21 protein-coding genes are annotated in these 18,500 nt (G+C 61.9%); 17 read left to right on the forward strand and 4 right to left on the reverse strand.

Annotated features, from left to right (window positions below):
• Nucleotides 1–11: 11 nt before the first annotated feature.
• A complete protein-coding gene (locus NMG70_RS30735; RefSeq protein ID WP_254027956.1) occupies nt 12–1,268 on the reverse strand; it encodes an aminopeptidase in 1,257 nt (418 codons plus the stop codon).
• 83 nt (nt 1,269–1,351) lie between these two features.
• The gene (locus NMG70_RS30740) at nt 1,352–2,266 is read right to left on the reverse strand and encodes a LysR substrate-binding domain-containing protein (protein WP_254027957.1); all 915 of its coding nucleotides are present in this window, start codon (nt 2,264–2,266) and stop codon (nt 1,352–1,354) included.
• Nucleotides 2,267–2,363: 97 nt separating this feature from the next.
• Here NMG70_RS30740 and NMG70_RS30745 point away from each other — a divergent pair, with 97 nt between their 5' ends.
• From NMG70_RS30745 to sbmA, 3 genes are all read left to right on the forward strand, one after another.
• Entirely contained in the window at nt 2,364–2,576 is a 213-nt protein-coding gene (locus NMG70_RS30745) for a hypothetical protein (RefSeq protein WP_254027958.1), read from the forward strand.
• Between the two features lie 278 nt (nt 2,577–2,854).
• Nucleotides 2,855–4,015, forward strand: coding sequence for a YbfB/YjiJ family MFS transporter (locus NMG70_RS30750; RefSeq protein WP_254027959.1), 1,161 nt, complete (start codon nt 2,855–2,857; stop codon nt 4,013–4,015).
• A 122-nt stretch (nt 4,016–4,137) separates the two neighbouring features.
• Nucleotides 4,138–5,415 carry a peptide antibiotic transporter SbmA gene (gene sbmA, locus NMG70_RS30755; protein WP_254027960.1) on the forward strand — a complete coding sequence of 426 codons (1,278 nt, stop codon included), beginning with the start codon at nt 4,138–4,140 and terminating at the stop codon, nt 5,413–5,415.
• Nucleotides 5,416–5,501: 86 nt separating this feature from the next.
• Here sbmA and NMG70_RS30760 read toward each other — a convergent pair whose 3' ends face one another.
• On the reverse strand, nt 5,502–6,497 hold the full coding sequence (locus tag NMG70_RS30760; RefSeq protein WP_254027961.1) for a polysaccharide deacetylase family protein: 996 nt from the start codon (nt 6,495–6,497) through the stop codon (nt 5,502–5,504).
• Nucleotides 6,498–6,781: 284 nt separating this feature from the next.
• On the opposite strand from NMG70_RS30760, the gene NMG70_RS30765 reads away from it, so the two are divergent.
• Nucleotides 6,782–7,447: a tetratricopeptide repeat protein gene (locus NMG70_RS30765; RefSeq protein ID WP_254027962.1), complete on the forward strand. Its 666-nt coding sequence runs from the start codon at nt 6,782–6,784 to the stop codon at nt 7,445–7,447.
• A 118-nt stretch (nt 7,448–7,565) separates the two neighbouring features.
• Complete coding sequence (der, locus tag NMG70_RS30770; protein WP_254027963.1) at nt 7,566–8,996, forward strand: ribosome biogenesis GTPase Der; 1,431 nt, start codon at nt 7,566–7,568, stop codon at nt 8,994–8,996.
• Between the two features lie 39 nt (nt 8,997–9,035).
• On the opposite strand, the gene NMG70_RS30775 is transcribed toward der, so the two are convergent.
• Nucleotides 9,036–9,791, reverse strand: coding sequence for an SDR family NAD(P)-dependent oxidoreductase (locus tag NMG70_RS30775; RefSeq protein WP_254027964.1), 756 nt, complete (start codon nt 9,789–9,791; stop codon nt 9,036–9,038).
• Nucleotides 9,792–9,981: 190 nt separating this feature from the next.
• Here NMG70_RS30775 and NMG70_RS30780 point away from each other — a divergent pair, with 190 nt between their 5' ends.
• From NMG70_RS30780 to NMG70_RS30835, 12 genes are all read left to right on the forward strand, one after another.
• Nucleotides 9,982–10,578 (forward strand): L,D-transpeptidase, encoded by a 597-nt coding sequence (locus NMG70_RS30780; protein ID WP_254027965.1) that lies wholly within the window; start codon nt 9,982–9,984, stop codon nt 10,576–10,578.
• Nucleotides 10,579–10,774: 196 nt separating this feature from the next.
• The gene (locus NMG70_RS30785; protein ID WP_254027966.1) at nt 10,775–10,915 is read left to right on the forward strand and encodes an ABC transporter; all 141 of its coding nucleotides are present in this window, start codon (nt 10,775–10,777) and stop codon (nt 10,913–10,915) included.
• A gap of 142 nt (nt 10,916–11,057) precedes the next feature.
• On the forward strand, nt 11,058–11,642 hold the full coding sequence (locus NMG70_RS30790) for a hypothetical protein (protein ID WP_192362514.1): 585 nt from the start codon (nt 11,058–11,060) through the stop codon (nt 11,640–11,642).
• Between the two features lie 157 nt (nt 11,643–11,799).
• A complete protein-coding gene (locus NMG70_RS30795; RefSeq protein ID WP_254027972.1) occupies nt 11,800–12,387 on the forward strand; it encodes a protein-S-isoprenylcysteine O-methyltransferase in 588 nt (195 codons plus the stop codon).
• A gap of 10 nt (nt 12,388–12,397) precedes the next feature.
• Nucleotides 12,398–13,177: a 2-oxo acid dehydrogenase subunit E2 gene (locus NMG70_RS30800; protein WP_254027967.1), complete on the forward strand. Its 780-nt coding sequence runs from the start codon at nt 12,398–12,400 to the stop codon at nt 13,175–13,177.
• On the forward strand, nt 13,174–14,064 hold the full coding sequence (locus tag NMG70_RS30805) for an SDR family NAD(P)-dependent oxidoreductase (protein ID WP_254027968.1): 891 nt from the start codon (nt 13,174–13,176) through the stop codon (nt 14,062–14,064). The genes NMG70_RS30800 and NMG70_RS30805 overlap by 4 nt, the downstream gene beginning before the upstream one ends.
• 258 nt (nt 14,065–14,322) lie before the next feature.
• Nucleotides 14,323–15,507 carry a cell wall hydrolase gene (locus tag NMG70_RS30810; RefSeq protein ID WP_254027969.1) on the forward strand — a complete coding sequence of 395 codons (1,185 nt, stop codon included), beginning with the start codon at nt 14,323–14,325 and terminating at the stop codon, nt 15,505–15,507.
• A gap of 242 nt (nt 15,508–15,749) precedes the next feature.
• A complete protein-coding gene (locus tag NMG70_RS30815; RefSeq protein ID WP_023799399.1) occupies nt 15,750–16,148 on the forward strand; it encodes an AtpZ/AtpI family protein in 399 nt (132 codons plus the stop codon).
• A 70-nt stretch (nt 16,149–16,218) separates the two neighbouring features.
• Nucleotides 16,219–16,977, forward strand: a complete 759-nt coding sequence (locus NMG70_RS30820; protein WP_254027970.1) for a F0F1 ATP synthase subunit A — start codon at nt 16,219–16,221, stop codon at nt 16,975–16,977.
• Nucleotides 16,978–17,058: 81 nt separating this feature from the next.
• Entirely contained in the window at nt 17,059–17,283 is a 225-nt protein-coding gene (locus tag NMG70_RS30825; RefSeq protein ID WP_023799397.1) for a F0F1 ATP synthase subunit C, read from the forward strand.
• 76 nt (nt 17,284–17,359) lie between these two features.
• On the forward strand, nt 17,360–17,959 hold the full coding sequence (locus NMG70_RS30830; protein WP_023799396.1) for a F0F1 ATP synthase subunit B: 600 nt from the start codon (nt 17,360–17,362) through the stop codon (nt 17,957–17,959).
• A gap of 10 nt (nt 17,960–17,969) precedes the next feature.
• On the forward strand, nt 17,970–18,461 hold the full coding sequence (locus NMG70_RS30835) for a F0F1 ATP synthase subunit B (protein WP_254027971.1): 492 nt from the start codon (nt 17,970–17,972) through the stop codon (nt 18,459–18,461).
• Nucleotides 18,462–18,500 lie beyond the last annotated feature (39 nt).

An 18,500-nucleotide genomic window follows, 5' to 3' on the forward strand; every position in this document is an offset into this window, starting at 1 on the left:
CCCACTCACCCCTACGCCCACTCGCCCTTGCGCATCACCGGCACGCGGCTGCCGTCCTTGCCGACGCCGTCGATGTCGACCTTGTCCGAGCCGATCATCCAGTCGATATGGATGAAGCTCTTGTTGCCGCCGCGCGCCGCGATCTCGTCCTGAGTGAGCGAGGCGCCGTCGACAAAGCACTTCGAATAGCACTGGCCGAGCGCGATATGGCAGGCGGCATTCTCGTCGAACAGCGTGTTGAAGAACAGCAGGCCGCTCGCCGCGATCGGCGAGGAATGTGGCACCAGCGCGACCTCGCCGAGCCGGCGTGAGCCTTCATCGGTGTCGAGCACTTTCTTCAGCACATCCTCGCCGCGGCTGGCCTTGGCCTCAACGATGCGACCCTCCTCGAAACGCACCGCAATGCCGTCAATCAGCGTGCCTTGGTACGACAGCGGCTTGGTGCTCGAAACATGGCCTTCGACGCGCCTTGCATGCGGCGTGGTGAAAACCTCCTCGGTCGGGATGTTCGGGTTGCAGGTGATGCCGTTCCTGGCGGTCGAAGCGCCGCCCACCCATTCATGGCCGTCGGCCAGACCGACGGTCAGGTCGGTGCCGGGTCCGGTGAAATGCAGCGCGTGGAAATTATGGCCGTTCAGCCATTCGGTGCGGCTGCGCAGCGCCGCGTTGTGCGCTGTCCAGTTGCCGATCGGGTCGTCCACGTCAACCCGTGAGGCGGCAAAGATCGCGTCGGCGAGTTTTGCCACGGCGACGTCGTCGGCATCGTCGGGAAATACCTGCCTGGCCCAGGCCAGGTCGGGATAGGCGACGATGTTCCAGTTGATGTCGAAGCCGGTGATCTTTTCCAGTGCCGGCTGGTAGGCGATCGAGTTCGCCCTGTTGGCGCGCGCCACTTTGGCCGGATCCTGCGCCGACAGCAGCGACGGATCCTCGCCGCGCACGGCAAGCCGCGCCGCATTGTTGGCGAAGGCCTTGGCCATGCCCTCGTAGAGCCAGCCGGCGGCGTGGTCGAAGCCGGCGTCGGCGCCATAGCGGAAGCGCGCCAGCGTCATCTCGTCGTCGTTGAGGATCGGCGTCACCAGGCCGGCGCCGGCCTTGTATGCATGCTCGACAATCCGTCGCGTCAAAGGCAGCGCTGCGATCGACGATGTCAGCACCAGATCCTGCCCCGGCTGCAATTGCAGCCCGACCTTGATGGCGACTTCTGCCAGCCTGTCGAGCTTCACCGGGTCGATCGTTGCGGAAACGCCGCGCGAATGTGTGGTCATGATCCTGCCTGTCGCGATGTGGGAGTCTGGTTCTTACATAGACCGGTGCCGTCGGTCTTTCCACCGTGATCGACCCGGCCCGCTCAGGCCGCGCCGGCGAGCGCGCCGAACTGCGCCATCGTTGCCTCTATCTCCTCGCGGATCCAGATCTTGAAATCGTGCACCTTGCGGCTCTCGCTCTTACTGGCCGAGGTGACCAGCCAGTAGCCCAGCCCACTCTCCGCGCGGACGCCGAACGGCGCGACCAGCCGGCCGTCGGCGAGAGCGTCAGCCGTCAGCAATTGCCAGCCGAGCATGACGCCGTGGCCAGCAATCGCCGATTCCAGGCAAAGCATCGGGTCGGTGAAGCGCGCGCCCTTGAGGAAGGTGACCGGCTTTACCCCGGCCGCCTCGAACCAGCTTTCCCAGCTGATCATCGCTTTTTCGTCGGTGATCGCGCAGGTCAGGGCGAGATCTTCGATCGATTTTAGTTTGTCGGCGATCACCGGGGCGCAGACCGGGAAGACTTCCTGCGCCAGTAGCAGTTGCGCGCGCACGCCCGGCCATTTGCCGTCGCCAAGCCGGATGGCGATGTTGATGTCCGAACGATCGAGATCGGCAATCCGCACCGAGGCGTCGATGCGCAAAAGCACATTCGGATGCCGGGCGAAGTGACGTGACAGTCGAGGCAGCAGCCACTTCGAGGCAAAGGCCGGCGCGACCGAGACCACCAGCGTGCATTCGGAGGCCTCGTCGGCGAGCGCCACGGCTTGGGCGAGCTCGCGGAAACCTGCCCCGAGCCGGGCGGTGAAGACGGTGCCGAATTCGGTCGGCATCAGACCGCTTGCCGTTCGTTCGAACAGCGCCTGGCCAAGTTGCGCTTCCGTCCGCTTGACCTGCTGGCTGACGGCGCTGGCGGACACGTTGAGTTCGCTCGCCGCAGCCGAAAGCGATCCCAGGCGGGCGACGGTTTCCACGGCGCGCAGGCCGTTGAGGTGGACGCGGTTGAGCATGGCCATGCAGTTTTTCTAAACCGCCACGGTTGAAATCTCAATTGAAATACAGGGTAGAACGGCAAATTTTAAGGAACAAGCAGACCTGTGGAGGAAAAATACGATGAAGATTTTGTCACTGCTCGGGTGCTTTTCCGCTGCCGGCGCGCGGCAAAGCCGGTCGCATGAAAGCGGGGCCACCCGATGGGCCACCGATCCGCTGTCGCATCCTGTGCTCAACACCATGTCGGAGCGCGAACTCGGCGACCTGCCGTTCCGGCTGACGGCCCGGCGCACGGCCTATGAGACGGGCACTGGCCAGGTCGGCTGCGGCTGAAGATGCGAGCAAAGGCGGGAGCGGGCTCAGTTCCTTTCAGGGACAAATCGCAAACCTTGGAGATTGGCTGAACCATCCCTCTCTTCGTCATCCCAGGGTCTGCGCCGCGTCGCTTCGCTCCTTGCTTCGCCCAGGGATGACGAAGCCATGGTGGTCTGCGGCCAATCGCCAACGTCGGAGATTGGTTGGCTGGAAGCTGCTCGTCTGCCGCTGCAACCCGTTCTGGCCCAACAAGAAGCGGATTGTCTCGCCGGCAGGCGCACCTATTGTGCACTGCAATGAACACCGCTTCGCCGTCCCCTTTGCGTCTCGCCTTCGCCGGCATGATTGCCCTGGCCCTCGCCATGGGCATCGGCCGCTTCGTCTACACGCCGATCCTGCCCGGCATGATGGAGGAACTTGGCCTGTCGCCGGCCGATGCCGGCTGGGTCGCGTCCGCCAACTATCTCGGCTATCTCGTCGGTGCGCTGGCGGCCGTCGGCGGCTGGGCACACTGTCGCGAGCGCCTGCTTATGCTTGCCGGTCTTGCCGCCACCGCAGTCCTCACCGGGCTGATGGGCCTGGCCGACACGATGGCGGCTTTTCTTTTCATCCGCTTTCTTGCCGGTGTGGCCAGCGCCTTCGTCCTGGTGTTCATGTCCAGCATCGTTTTCAGCCATCTCGCCGCGGCCGGCCGAAACGACCTGCAGGCGCTGCATTTCGGCGGCGTCGGCCTTGGCATAGCGGCGTCCTCGGCGCTGATGGCGATACTCGTCACCGAACATGCCGGCTGGCCGGCGGGCTGGTTCTGGTCCGCCGCGATCTCAGCCTGCGCCATTGCCGTCGTGATGCTGCTGCTCGGCAGCACTGCGGCCGCCAACGGCGCCGATGGTCGCGAACCGGCGCTGCCGAAGGACCGCTCGCTGACCAAGATGATTGTCGCCTACGGGCTGTTCGGCTTCGGCTATATTGTAACGGCGACGTTCCTGGTCGCCATCGTCCGGCAGGGCGGCGGCGGCCGCGTCTTCGAAACCATGGTGTGGATGGTCACCGGCCTTGCCGGGATTCCCTCGGTCTGGTTGTGGCAGAAGATCGCGGCAAAGATCGGGCTCTACCAGGCCTATGCCTGGGGGTGCCTTGTCGAGGTCGTCGGGGTCACCGCGAGCGTCGCCGTCGGCGGACACGTTGGCCCGCTGCTCGGCGGGTTTCTGCTTGGCGGCACCTTCATCGCCATCACCGCCCTCGGCCTGCAGACCGGAAGGCAGCTTGCCCCGCAAGCGCCGCGCCGGATCCTGGCGTTGATGACGGCGTCCTTCGGCCTCGGTCAGATCATCGGTCCGATCGTCGCCGGTCTGCTTGCGCAAGCCTCGGGCGATTTCTTCCTCGCATCGATCGTGGCCGCCGCCGTGCTGCTTGTCTCCGGCGCGGTCACCTGGTCGGCTGCGCCAAAAACGCCATGATTATGGTCTTGCTCGGTGCCGGGCGTCGCGCGCCGGTTATTTTCATTGCGATCGATGTGTGACCTTATGCCCGCTGAACAGCAACGCCGCTGATTTGCGCATCGACCGAGGATTTCCCCAACGTGTTCGTATCCTTCTTCCCGCAGCCGAAGCTGTTCTTTATTTCGGCCGTCGCCTGGAGCCTTCTGCTCGTCCTCCTGTGGTTTTTCGGCGGCGAGCACCTCGGCACGATGCTCGGCATGCCGCCGGTCGACCCGCAGGCAGCACCAGTCATCAGCCCGGTGAGATTCCTGACGCCGGCATTCCTCTGGTTCTACGGATATTTCTTCGCCGGTATGGGCGTATTCTACCTTTTCTGGGCGCTGTATTCCCCGCATCGCTGGCAGAACTGGTCGATCCTTGGCTCTGGTTTGATTATTTTCGTCACCAATTTCATCGTGCAGATCAGCGTGGCGCTCAATGACTGGCGCGGCATGTTTTACGACATGGTGCAGAAGGCGCTTACCACGCCCGGCTCCGTTACCCCTGCCGAGCTGTACTACGGAGTATGGCAGTTTCTGTCCTTGGCGCTGGTCTATATGAGCATTGCCGTTCTGAACGTCTTTTTCGTCAGGCACTATGTGTTTCGCTGGCGCACCGCGATGAACGATTATTTTACCGCCTACTGGCCGCGGCTGCGCCATATCGAAGGGGCGTCGCAGCGCGTTCAGGACGACACGATGCGCTTCTCCGGCACAATGCAGGGGCTCGGAGTGAACTTCATCGACTCGATCATGACCCTGATTGCATTCCTGCCCTTGCTGGCCTCCCTTTCTCTCCATGTTGCAACTCTCCCAATCGTCGGCGCAATCCCTTATCCGCTGGTCATTGCCGCGATCGGGTGGTCTCTGTTTGGCACCGGCTTGCTGGCAGTCGTCGGCGTCAAGTTGCCTGGGTTGGAATTTCGCAATCAGCGTGTTGAAGCCGCCCTGCGCAAGGAACTTGTCCTCGGTGAGGACGATACGGCACGAGCGCAGCCACCAACGCTGGCCGAGCTTTTCAGCAACGTTCGGAAGAACTATTTCACGCTCTACGCTCACTATGTATACTTCGACATGGTGCGTTATCTCTATCTCCAGGTGGATAACGTTTTTGCCACACTCATTCTTGTTCCGACATTATCTCTTGGTAAGATAACCTTTGGGGTGTTTCAGCAGATTGTCACCGCCTTTTCTCAAGTCGCCAGTTCGTTCCAATATCTCGTGAATTCCTGGCCGACCATCGTCGAGCTGATATCCATCTATAAGCGCCTGCGCGCCTTCGAAGCGACGCTGGAAGGCGCGCCGCTACCGGAAATCGACCAGGCCTACCTGGAGCGAGAGCGAGCCGGCTTGCGCCCTGAAGATCAGCCGGCAAGTTGAGAATCGCGAGGGCGAGCGCTTCTAACGACATGCACAATACGACAACCTAAAGCGCGTCGCATGAGGCCGGTCGAACGCGACGCGCTTTAGTCAGCCGCCCACGCCCGTGTTTGGCCGCCATCGCGCCGCGAAACATAGTCGCGATAGCTGATGCACTCGACGTCGGGCCTGGTGCAGACCTCACCGGCAAAGCGCTCCAGCGCCTTCCAGTAGGCGCCGTCATTCATCAGTGTGAAGTGAAAGCCGAGTTCCAGCGGAATGCGTTTGCCCTGGTATTGAGCGTCGAAGGCGGCGCGAAAGGCGTCATAGGTCCGGTTGGCGTATTCGTCCGCCTTGCTCGGCCGCTCGAAGCCGCCGGAATGCCTGACATAGAGATTGTAGTCCATGGCGATCACCCGCCTTGTGTCAGGACCTTCCGGAATCTGCGGCAGCGAAAAGCGTGTGATGCCGTCGCTGGTCGGTGGCCGGGCGGGGCCGCGCGACACGCCGCTCGCGTCGAACAAATAGCCCGCCTTGGACAGCGCCTCGTAGAGCGCTTTGCTTGCCGACAGATAGGGTGCGCGAAAGCCGACCGCCTTACGTGCAATTTCGCGCCAGCCTGCGGGTTCGGAGGCAATAGCGTTGATCGAATACGCGTTTTCGAGAATGCGCTTGAACGAACCGAACTCGTTCAGCCAGTCGGCCTTGCTCCAGTCTTTGCCGTCGAAATGGCCGCAAGCGTGGCTGCCGATGTCATGGCCTTCCGAGGCGGCAAGGTTTATCTGCTCGAGCCGGTCAGCGATTTCCTGTTTCGAGGCGGCGAAGCCGATATTGGATTTGCCTGAGGTCCTGCCGGGCGCCGTGTATTGCTTGCGCGTCTCCGGCGACAGCAGGAAGACGCAGGACACGAAATAGGTGAAATGGGCGCCGGTGCGCTGGGCCAGCGCCCGGCTGCGCTTCCATTGGGAAATATCGCGGGCGCTGTCGAACGAGATGATGACGGCCTGCTTCGGCTTTACCGGCGCTGGCGGGTCGGCGACAGCAGCGCCCGCCGCAGCCAGCGACGCGATCGAAAACGCAACAACGCGGGACAAACGAGGCATCAGTGTCCGATCTGGATTTTGAGGAGGGTTCGCGCACCGGCTATCGGCGAAATGTGGCGTGGCTGCGGTCGCCCCTTGCGGTCACGTGACCGGCGATTAGCCGAATTTCCGGTCGAACCCCTTCCATGCCGGCAAAATTTCGCTAAAACGCGGGCTACCGCATCGGCCTGAAGAGCAGAATTGATTTTTCAGGAAGCAAGATGCGCAATTCAAAGTGTTAGAGCGTACTTTCCATGGACGCACGTCGCTCTAAACCGCCCTCGGGCGGGCAGGATGGGTTTGAGATGTCGGACGACAGTTTTATCCGCGAAGTCAACGAAGAGATGCGTCGCGATCAGGCGCATGCGCTATGGGACCGTTTTGGCCCTGCCTTGCTTGCGCTCGCGATACTGGTGGTGGTCGGCACCGCCGCTTTCGTCGGCTATCGCTATTGGGACGAGACCCGCGCCAATCGCTCGGGCGACGCCTTCTCGCAGGCGCTGAGGCTTGCCAATGAAGGCAAGAGCGACGAAGCGCTGGCGGCCCTCGATGCGCTGGAGAAGGATGGCTACGGCGCTTATCCGCTGCTCGCCCGCATGCGAGCGGCAACCGTAAAGGCGGACAAGGGCGATGTCGCCGCCGCCGTCAAGGACTTCGACGAGGTCGCCGCCGATACGGACATTCCATCAGGCCTTCGCGACATGGCGCGCCTCAGGGCAGCGCTGCTGCTCGTCGATCACGGTTCGTTCGCCGATGTCTCGGGCCGAGTCGAGACGCTCACCGCCGACACCAATCCGCTGCGCCATACGGCGCGCGAGGCGCTCGGCCTTGCCGCCTGGAAGGAAGGCAAGGCGACGGACGCACTGAAACTGTTCGACCAGATCGCCTCGGATGACAGCGCCCCGCGCAACGCGCGCGAGCGGGCGACGTTGATGTCCGAGCTGATCCGTGGGTCGGGCGGCGTGTCGTAATGCATGTCGCCCAAAAGTGTGTAGCGGTTTTGGGGCAACGACATGCATGGCAGGCGCATGTCGCCCAAAAGTGTGGTGCGGTTTTGGGACGACGACATGCTGGCAGATGTAGGGCCGCATGACGTTCAAAGTCGCCATAATCGGCCGGCCTAACGTCGGCAAATCGACCCTTTTCAATCGTCTGGTGGGAAGGAAGCTGGCGCTTGTCGACGACACGCCGGGCGTCACCCGCGACCGTCGCGTCCATGCCGCCAAACTCTACGACCTGCATTTCGACGTTATCGACACTGCCGGCTTCGAGGATGCTGCTGCGTCGACGTTGCCGGGCCGCATGCGCGCCCAGACCGAGATCGCCATCCGCGAAGCCGACCTGATCTTTTTCACCATTGATGCCAAGTCGGGGCTGATGCCTGACGACAAGACCTTCGCCGAGATCGTGCGCAAGTCCGGCAAGCCGGTTGTCGTCGTCGCCAACAAGGCCGAGGCGCGCGGCGCCCAGGGCGGCATGCTGGAGGCCTGGGAACTCGGCCTTGGCGAGCCGATCCCGGTCTCGGCCGAACACGGCCAGGGCCTGCCCGATTTGCGCGATGCGGTGATATCAGCACTGGGCGAGGCGCGCGCCTTCGGCGAAGATGAAGATGCAGACGAGGAGGCTGCCGCCAGCGAGGCGCTGATCGGCGAGGACATCACCGATCCGGATGCCGAGCCGAGCTATGACGATACCAAACCGATGCGCATCGCCGTCGTCGGCCGTCCGAACGCCGGCAAGTCGACGCTGATCAACGCGCTGATCGGCGAGGAGCGGCTCTTGACCGGGCCGGAAGCCGGCATCACCCGCGATTCCATCTCCGTCGACTGGGACTGGCATGGCCGCCGCCTGAAACTGTTCGACACCGCCGGCATGCGCCGCAAGGCCAGGATCCACGAAAAGCTGGAAGTCATGTCGGTGCAGGACGGCTTGCGCGCCATTCGCTTTGCCGAGATCGTCATCATCGTGCTCGACGCCACCATTCCCTTTGAGAAGCAGGATCTGCAGATCGCCGACCTGATCATCCGCGAGGGCCGCGCGCCGGTGATCGCCTTCAACAAATGGGATATGATCGACCATCCCCAGGAACTCCTGGCGGAATTGCGCGAGAAGACCGAGCGGCTGTTGCCGCAGGCGCGCGGGATTCAGGCGGTGCCGGTCTCGGCCGAGACCGGGCGCGGCCTCGACAAGCTGATGGATGCCGTCATCAGGACGCACAGAGTGTGGAACAGCCGCGTCTCGACCGGCAAGCTCAACCGCTGGCTGGAAGGCATCCTGGCGCATCATCCGCCGCCTGCCGTGGCAGGGCGCCGGCTGAAGATCAAATATGTCACCCAGGCCAAGACGCGCCCGCCGGGCTTCGTCGTGTCCTGCTCACGGCCGGACGCGATGCCGCAATCCTATGTCCGCTACCTCTCGAACAGTCTGCGCGAAGCCTTCGACATGCCCGGCGTGCCGATCCGCATCGCCTTGCGCACCTCGGAAAATCCGTTCGCCGGCAAGGCGAAGAAACGCCGCTGAGCGCCGCGTCTTCTGGGCGCCAGCATCAGCTACGACGCGCTAATGGGCGGTGTAAGCTCCGTCCACCAGATGGTAGCTCCCAGTGATAAAGCTGGCCTGATCGGACAACAGGAAGCAGACAAGAGCCGCTACCTCTTCCGGTTTGCCGCGCCTGCCCATCGGCTGAAGGGCTGCCATGCGCCGCGTGGCTAATGCCTCCACTTGCTCCGATAGAAGAGGCGTTTCGATCCAGCCGGGGCCGACGACATTGATACGGATGCCCATCCTCGCATATTCGATCGCCGCAACCTTGGTTAGTCCAACGACCCCGTGTTTCGCTGCCGTGTATGCGGAAGCAGTCGGCAAGCCGACGGAACCGAGAATCGAGGACATGTTCACGATGGCGCCTCCGCCTCGATCCAGCATGGCGGCGATTTCGTACTTCATGCTGTAGAAAACGCCATTTAGATTGACGTCTATCAGCCTGTGCCAGTTGTCGAGCGGATAGTCTGCCGTCGCTTTCCGAACGCCGTCGATGCCGGCATTGTTTACCGCCATATCCAGTCCGCCGCATTTCTGGACAGTGAACTCGATCAGCTTTTCCACGGCTGCCGCATCCGTGACATCGACCGCAAAGTCGTAGGCCCTGCCTCCTTGCGCGATTATTTCGGCAGCCATGCAGCGCGCGGCCTCGGCATCAAGGTCGGCGACAACAACCTCGGCTCCTTCTTGCGCGAGTTGCCGTGAAACAGCCGCTCCTATTCCGGAGCCTGCGCCGGTCACAATCGCGACTTTACCATGGAAGTCAGGCTTCATCGTCTCTGTCCTATGCCCATTGTGACATAACCGAACAGAGGCGGACGGTTATCGCAAGAAGTTTCGCTCCAATTCGCTTGTCAATCCTGTGAATTCATTTTGCCACCACAAAGCGAGACTTGGCCCGCAGGCCTTGCAATGGTAGAGACGAGGGCGGGCGGTAGATTGACCAGTTTCCTAGCAGGTAGAAATGGAAGAACACCACATTGCGCGCCGGGGGCTCGTGCTGGGTAGTCTGGCTCTGATGCTCTCCGGATGTACGTCGACGTTACGACAGGTGACGGAGCCGATTTCATCCGCGTTCGGACCAAGAAGTGGCCTCAGTCCTCGTTATCGACGGCAGCATGTGCGGTACTACGGAAACGAGCCGCCTGGAACGATCGTCGTCGATACTTCGCAACGTTTTCTCTATGCCGTCGAGACCGACGGGTGGGCGACGCGCTATGGCGTCGGCGTCGGCGAGCAGGGACTTTCGTTCAAGGGTACAGCGACCATCGCCCGCAAGGCGGACTGGCCGTCGTGGACACCCACCGCCAATATGATGAGGCGCAAGCCGCGCTTGGTGCAGTATGCAGGAGGGGTCCCTGGCGGACCAAACAACCCGCTTGGTGCGCGTGCCCTTTATCTTTATCGCGACGGGCGCGACACTCACTTCCGGATACATGGAACCAACGAGCCATGGACGATAGGCACAGCGGTATCGAGCGGGTGCATCCGTTTGATCAATGACGATATCATTGACCTCTACGACCGTACTCCTTTGGGCACGACGGTGGTGGTTGTCTGATGGTGGGCAGGCCTGATCTCCGTTGGATGGTGAGCCCTGCCGGCACGTCACCGCAAAGCCGCCTGCAACCGGGTGCCAACTGTGTCATTTCTGCACTAGGCGTTGGTGTAGATCGCAGCTAACTTGGTGGGGCTGCATATCTTTTTATTTGTGGCGATTCTATAGGCTCTTCCGCCCCTGGGGAAAGGATTGCTTGATGAGCAGGATGTTGATTGTAATGGTTGCTACCCTCGCCGTTACCAGCCTGAGCGGCTGCGCGAACGGCTGGATCGGTAAAGGAAAGGGGAAGGCTCCTCCGCCGGAACCCGCTGCCGTAGAAGAGCCCGTGATTAAGTAAGCACCGGCTTTCGGAGATTTGGGGAAGGGCCGCCAGGCCCTTCCCCATCGATTAGCAGGGGCCAAGGCCGGATTCGCAGCCTACCTGCGGTTAGCGGGCAGAGGTTGGCACCAGGTGTGCGGTCCTCGGAGTTCTGGATGAGATGACGCTTGTAAGTGGCCGTTCAACAATTGTGGCCCTGCTCGCGCTTGTCGCGGCGTCATGTCAGTCGCAGGACAACAAGCCCCAGCCGACTTTTGTGTCCAATGATCGGGCACTGAGAACCGCGGCGATGCCGGCGCGCGCGGCCCAACGGCATTTCATCGAGTTCCGCTCCCGGTACGCCCTTACCTACGGCCATTCCTACGTGATTTTTGGACGATTGAACCAGGCGGGACGGATGGTCAACCCCGAAGTCGCGGGGCTCGCTCCAAAGTCCGATGATCCCAATGTCTATGTTCTCGGCCATTTGGCGCCCGTGCCAGCCTCGACCGGGTGGACGGATGGCGACCTGGAAGATGCCTACCGGTCGGCAAGCTGGCGTGTTTTACTCACCGAAGCCGAATATAGGAAAGTCGTCGCGAGCATACGAAAGCTGCAGGCCAGCTCTCCGCTTTGGCACGCCTCGCTTTACAACTGCAACGCATTCGTAGCGGACATCGCCAGATCGATGGGGTATAAGACCCCCGGTACTTGGCTGCGGCCGCAACAATTCATAACCAAGCTTCGGGAGATGAACGGGGGTTGAAATGCGATCGGCAAACCCGCTTTCGCCTCATTCGCCCGGTCAACTCCGAAAGGAGCGCGCTCTGAATGTCTTCGGTCGACAATTCGGACGCTGATATCGTTGCGACGGCTTATCGTGGTCCCAGATCGAGAAAAGGCTCCGGTGACCTGAAGTGACCATTTCTGTAGCTTCACTTGGCGAGATCATTTGGGTGATCGGCATCGTTGCTTGGTACGTGATCCGGTATCCGTTCGAGCGCCGGGCAAGGCGCGTGCGAATTGTAGCCGGCGGCCGCTCGAGTTCCGACACCGTCGGGCTTGCATCGGCTCTCCTTGGCCTGGCGATCCTGCCTGGCTTCCATGTCGCCACCGGCATCCCCGCAGCGGCTGACCATCCGGCCAGCCTGTGGTCGGTGGCGCTCGGAACCATCATCTTCTGCTCCGCGCTGTGGATTTTTCGCATGTCCCACAAGGAACTTGGCCGTAACTGGTCAATTACGCTCGAGATTCGCGAACGGCATGAACTGGTCAGCGCCGGGCCATACGCCTTGGTCCGTCACCCGATGTACACCTCGTTCCTGCTTATGGGGCTCGGCCAGCTCTTTCTGCTGCCGAACTGGATTGCGGGCATATCCGGTTTGATTGGTTTCGCCGTCCTTTTCCTGCTGAGAGTGGATAAGGAAGAGCGTATGATGCTGGAGACTTTAGGCTCGCAATACCGTGCCTATATGGAGAGGACCAAGCGAATATTCCCCTATCTTTATTAGAGGTCGTTTGATGCGAGGCCGAGCCATCAAGCTTTCGGCGCCCCGGCGCCTTGTTGGCGATCTGATGAGGTTTTCGATCGGCGTGCCACGGGTCGCGGTGCAGCGTCAGATGAACCTCGGCCCACTCGTAAGGGCTAGAATGGCGCAGCAGACCAGGCCCTCGTGGACCGCGATCTTCCTGAAAGCATATGCGCTTCTCGCCCTGGAGATGCCGGAGCTGCGGCGCGCCTATGTCAAGTTGCCCTGGCCGCAGCTTTACGAGTATCCGGCAAGCGTAGCCTCGATTGCCCACGAGCGCGAATATGACGGCGAGCCGGCCGTTCTGCTGAGCTGCATCAAGTGCCCGGAGCGCTACTCCATCACGGAACTTGAGGGTTCCATCCACGCGGCTCGATCACGGCCGATCCTCGAGGTCCCGGAGTTCCGGCGTGCCTTGCGGATGGCAGGTGCGCCCGCGCCAGTCAGGTGGCTGCTTATGTGGCTAGGGTTGAACATCGCCCGGCAAAGGGCAAATTACTTCGGTACCTTCCAACTGTCCGTCTATTCTGGTCTCGGTGCGGAATCACTCAACCCGCTGACACCATTGACCACGCTTCTAAACTACGGTCCGATCGGCAAAGACGGATCGGTGAATGTCCGCATCCACTACGATCACCGTGTCATGGATGGAGCGAATGTCGCACGAGCACTGGAGAGATTCGAAAAGATCCTGAACGGCACTGTCGCAAATGAAGTGGTGCTGCTCGGTCAAAGTGTTTCCGCTCCTGCAAGACAGAGGAACGCGACGTGAGTTCGCACCGTGAATTGCGGCCGGCCGTCGTCGTGATTGGCGGCTCGGGTGGAATTGGCCGGGCAATTGCGAGCGTCGCTGCACGGGAGCGCGGCGCGGTTGTGCTGGTGGCCCGCTCGCCCGAGGGTTTGGCCGCCGCGGCGTCTGAGGTTCGGGAGGCGGGTGGCGAGGCATTCACGCTCGAGTTGGATCTCATGGCAGGCGATGCGCCAACGCGCCTGGAGGGCTTTCTGTCCGCACACGGCCTGGTCTGTGATGTCCTGGTCAACAGCGCCGGCTATGGCTTGCGGGGCGCGGCGACGGCGCTGCCTGTTGACGGTCAACTCGGCATCATCGATCTCAACATACATTCGCTCACAGAATTGACCCTCCATTTTCTGCCGGGAATGGTGGCGCGGCGACGGGGCGGGGTGCTCAATCTCAGTTCCGTGGCCGGGTTCGTTCCCGGACCTTACATGGCTCTGTACTTCGCCAGCAAAGGTTTCGTGCGCTTCTTCTCACAGGCGCTTCACCAGGAGGTGCGCCGAACCGGTGTGACGGTCACATGCGTGGCGCCAGGCCCGGTGTCGACGGAGTTTCTCGCAAGGTCAGGCGCCAGTCAGACGGCGCTCTTCAGCATCTTGCCCAAGGTGGATCCGGAGTATGTGGCCGAACGTGCGTGGCGAGGGTTCAAATCCGGTCGTCGCCTCGTCGTGCCGGGAATCTCGGCCAAGTTGGCGGCCCTTGCGGCGACGCTCCTGCCTTCCGCAGCAATGCTCCCCCTGGTCGGCCGGCTGCAACGCAGCGGCAATGATCAATGTCCTTGCGGTTCTGGTATGAAGTTCAAGAAATGCTGCGGTACCCGCCAGATCCAGCTGCGCCGGGGCCCTCGCGGAATCATCCCCTGACCGGACCAGCACGCCACCGAAAAACCTCATTGAAGCAAGAGACCGCTCGCCGATGACGGGCCGTTAAGCATGTTCGTGGCATAGAGGAGGCTCCTCCATCTCTGACAGTGCTCTGCGGAGTGGTTATTGCGACCGTTGGAGCCGTTTCCAACAAGGCCTTTGAAATGATTGGCGCTCTCGAACTCCGTTAACGCCCCATCAAGGTTAATGCATCATCGTGCCTCTCCAGTGGGGTCCGTTGCGTTTCTGGAGAGTTCCGTGCATCGACGTGTTTTGAAGCGGCTTGTCGCTTTCGCCGGTGAGAAAAGACGTTCGTTTCTGTCTCCTCTGGTCATTGGACTTGGCATCTGGGTCGGCTTTCCCAATGTCATTGCCTACCAGGACATGACGAGCCTGGTTTCCGGTCTCAAGGCGCCGAACGCCCGCTGGAATGCCTATGTCGAGAAATCCGTCGCCGGCTCGGTCCATGCCGCCGAAATGCCTTTCCTCGATTCCGACACCACCGGCTCGATCTCGGGTTCCGGCGTCCGCTTGCCAGGCATCGGCGCCGTGTCGTTTCGCGGCAAGGGCAGCGTGGCCGGCACGACGCCCGACGAGGACCGCATCATGCGCGCCGACAAGAAGGGCCGCATCATCATCGTCTCGCCGGTCGCGCCGCCGAAGAACTTCAATGCCGGCTCGGTTTTTGAGCGCACCTCCTCGCTGCTTCGCCCGAGCGTGGACAGCGAGCTGAAAATGGCTTTCGCCAAGCCCGAGATCAAAGGCAAGGAGATCCAGATCGCCGCCGCGTTTCATAGGCGCGTCGACAAGAAGCCGGATCCTGGCGTGCCGGCCATGCTGGCCGCCCTGGTCAACAATGATCGCCCCGACGTCCTGGCGACCGCCTACGCAGCGGCCGCGCCTGACTATGCCCAGGCTTCGCCCTTCGAGGCCTTGCTTCAGGACGAGAAGCCGAACGATGGCCGTTTCATTCCGCCGGTGGCCAAGGGCGATCATTCGTGGATGCAAACGCCGCTGCCGGCAAGCGTCTTCTCCAAAGCGGAACAGACTTGCCTCGCCAACGGCATTTATTTCGAGGCACGCGGGGAATCGCTGCGCGGCCAGGCCGCCGTCGCCCAGGTCATCCTCAATCGCGTTCGCAATCCGGCCTATCCGAACTCGATCTGCGGCGTCGTCTATCAGAACGACAAATGGTTCAACCGTTGCCAGTTTTCCTTCGCTTGCGACGGCAGGAAGAAGCGCATCCAGAGTCCCGCCCACTACAAGACCGCGCAGGACATCGCCATGGCGGTCACTGCCGGCAAGATATTCATCCCGGAAGTCGGATCGTCGACCCATTACTACGCCAATTACGTCAACCCGGGTTGGGCGCGGACGATGAAAAAAATGACCAGGATCGGCCTGCACATCTTCTATCGCACCTATGGCGGTGGCTGGAGCTGAGCGCTCCGGCAAGGCCCCGGGCGCGGCCGATCGAAGACCCGTCGCCGGAGGGATTCGGTCGCGGCACGCCAGCGGCGGTAGCGGGCACGATGTCGCACCCTAGCAAGCCCTTGATTTTCCTAGAAAAAATACTTATGGCTGAAGTCCCGCCCGTGGCTTGACGGGCGCGGACCCTCTAACTATGTTGCCGGCGACTTAAGAGCGGACGGACGGTGACGATCTGACCGGGCAAGGGGGTTGCGATGGCCGACAAGAATGGGCCAGACGGAACCGGAGAAACCGGCCGCGGCAAACAGCGTCAAGCCGATATCCGCGACGACGATCTTGAGCGCCGCCGACGCGACCTTGAAGCATCGCTTGCGACAAGGCGGCCGGACCGGCTCGAGGGGAAAGACGACGCGAAAGCGGGCAGTGCGGCCGGATATGGCCAGGCGCTCAAGCTATCCAGCGAGTTCATCGCCGGGATAGTGGTTGGTGCTGGTCTTGGCTGGATCATCGACCGTGTGGCGGGGACATCGCCATGGGGTCTGATCGTTTTTTTGCTGCTCGGTTTCGGCGCCGGCGTGCTCAATGTCCTGCGCTCCGCGGGACTTATGGCGGAATTCGGGCAGGGCGACAAAGCCCGCGATCCGAAAGAATGACTTGAGGCGCCGCTTGCCGGCGCAGTGAACAGGACACTAAAGCCGCGCGCGGCTTTGATGGGGATTTAAAGTGGCTGCTGACAAGGTCGATCCGATCCACCAGTTCCATATCAACAAGCTGATTCCGATCGAGATCGGCGGCTACGACCTGTCGTTCACCAATTCGGCGCTCTTCATGGTCGCGACCGTCGCCGTTGCGTCGGCGTTCCTCTATCTCAGCACGTCGAGCCGCAGCCTCGTTCCCAGCCGTCTTCAGTCGATCTCGGAAATGGCCTACGAATTCGTCGGCAACATGCTGAGGGACGCAGCCGGAACCCAGGGCATGAAGTTCTTTCCCTTGGTATTTTCGCTGTTCATGTTCGTGCTCGTTGCCAATCTGCTCGGTCTTTTTCCATATTTCTTCACCGTCACAAGCCATATCATCGTCACCTTCGGCCTTGCCGCGCTGGTGATCGGAACCGTCGTCGTCTACGGCTTCATGAAGCATGGCCTTGGTTTCCTGAAACTGTTCGTGCCGCATGGCGTGCCGGTTTACCTGCTGCCGCTGGTGGTGCTGATCGAGGTGATTTCGTTCGTTTCGCGCCCGGTCAGCCTCTCGGTTCGTCTGTTCGCCAACATGCTGGCCGGCCACATCACGCTGAAGGTGTTCTCGGGCTTCGTGGTGAGCTTGAGCGCGCTTGGCACGCTCGGCATTGCCGGATCGGTCCTGCCGCTGGCGATGGCTGTGGCGCTGACGGCGCTGGAACTGCTGGTCGCCTTCCTGCAGGCCTACGTCTTTGCCGTGCTGACCTGCATGTATCTGAACGACGCCCTGCATCCCGGGCACTGACTAGAGGTTGACCCAAGAGTTTCCGGCCTTGCTGCCGGATGATATCGCAACGGAATTTTTAGATCCAAAGGAGTTGAACACATGGAAGCAGAAGCAGCAAAGTTCATCGGCGCCGGCATCGCATGCCTTGGCATGGGTGGCGCCGGTATTGGCCTTGGCAACATCTTCGGCAGCTATCTGGCGGGCGCATTGCGTAATCCGTCGGCCGCGGATGGCCAGTTCGGCCGCCTGATCTTCGGCTTCGCCGTGACTGAAGCGCTGGGCATCTTCTCCCTGCTCATCGCGCTTCTGGCCCTGTTCGGCTGAGCCCCTGTTCGGCTAACATTGGGAATTGGAAGGGCCGGCCGCAATCGGCGGCAGGCCTGACATCAGGGGATAGTCCATGTTCGTGACATCTGCCTTTGCGCAAGAGTCCGCGCCCGCCGTCGAAGGCGGCCATACCGGCACGGAAGGCGATACGCATTCCGGCACCGGTGTGCCTGCCGAGGCGCACGGCGTGTTCCCGCCATTCGATCCGGCGACATTCCCGTCGCAGCTTCTGTGGCTGGCGATCACCTTCGGGCTGTTCTACCTGTTCCTGAAGAAGGTGGTGATGCCGCGTGTCGGCGGCATCATTGATGTCCGTAACGATCGCATCACCCAGGATCTCGACCATGCCGCCAGGCTGAAGGGCGAGGCCGATGCCGCCGTTGCCGCCTATGAGCAGGAACTGGCGGAGGCCAAGACCAAGGCCAATGCGATCGGCCAGCAGGCCAACGATGCCGCCAAGGCGGAAGCCGAAGCCGCCCGCAAGAAGGTAGAGGCAGCGCTTGACCAGAAGCTTGGCGAAGCCGAGGCTCGCATTTCGACCATCAAGGCCAATGCCATGAAGGAAGTCGGCACGATCGCCGAGGACACGGCTTCGGCGATCGTCGAGGCGCTTGTCGGCGGCAAGGCCAGCAAGGCCGAGATCGCGGCAGCCGTCAAATCCGTCGCCCGGTGAGGAGCGCATCATGGACGCCACATCACTCGCGACGCTTTGGGCCACCGTTGCCCTCGTCATTTTTCTGGCCATTGCCGTCTACGTCAAGGTGCCTAAGCTGATCGCCAAGGCGCTCGACGCCCGCGCCGACAAGATCAGCAACGAGCTTGAAGAAGCGCGCCGGCTGCGCGAGGAGGCCCAGCAACTGCTCCGCCAATACCAGCGCAAGCGCAAGGAAGCCGAGCAGGAGGCCGCCGACATCGTCGCCGCCGCCAAGCGTGAGGCCGACATGCTGGCTTCCGAGGCGCACAAGAAGACCGAGGACTATGTCACCCGGCGCACCGCGCTTGCCGAACAGAAGATCGGTCAGGCAGAGCGCGAGGCGATCGGCGAGGTGCGCGCCAGTGCCGTCGATATCGCGGTCGAAGCCGCCCGCACGCTGCTCGCCGCCAAGATTGACGCCAAGGCGGGCGCCGACCTGTTCCAGGCCTCGCTTCAGGACGTCAAGTCCAGGCTGAATTAAGCGACTGAGCGCGTGCTCTCCCCCTTGAGGGCAGGGGAA

The sequence above is a fragment of the Mesorhizobium ventifaucium genome (genome assembly GCF_935822925.1).
In the GTDB taxonomy this organism is placed as follows: Bacteria; Pseudomonadota; Alphaproteobacteria; order Rhizobiales; family Rhizobiaceae; genus Mesorhizobium; species Mesorhizobium ventifaucium.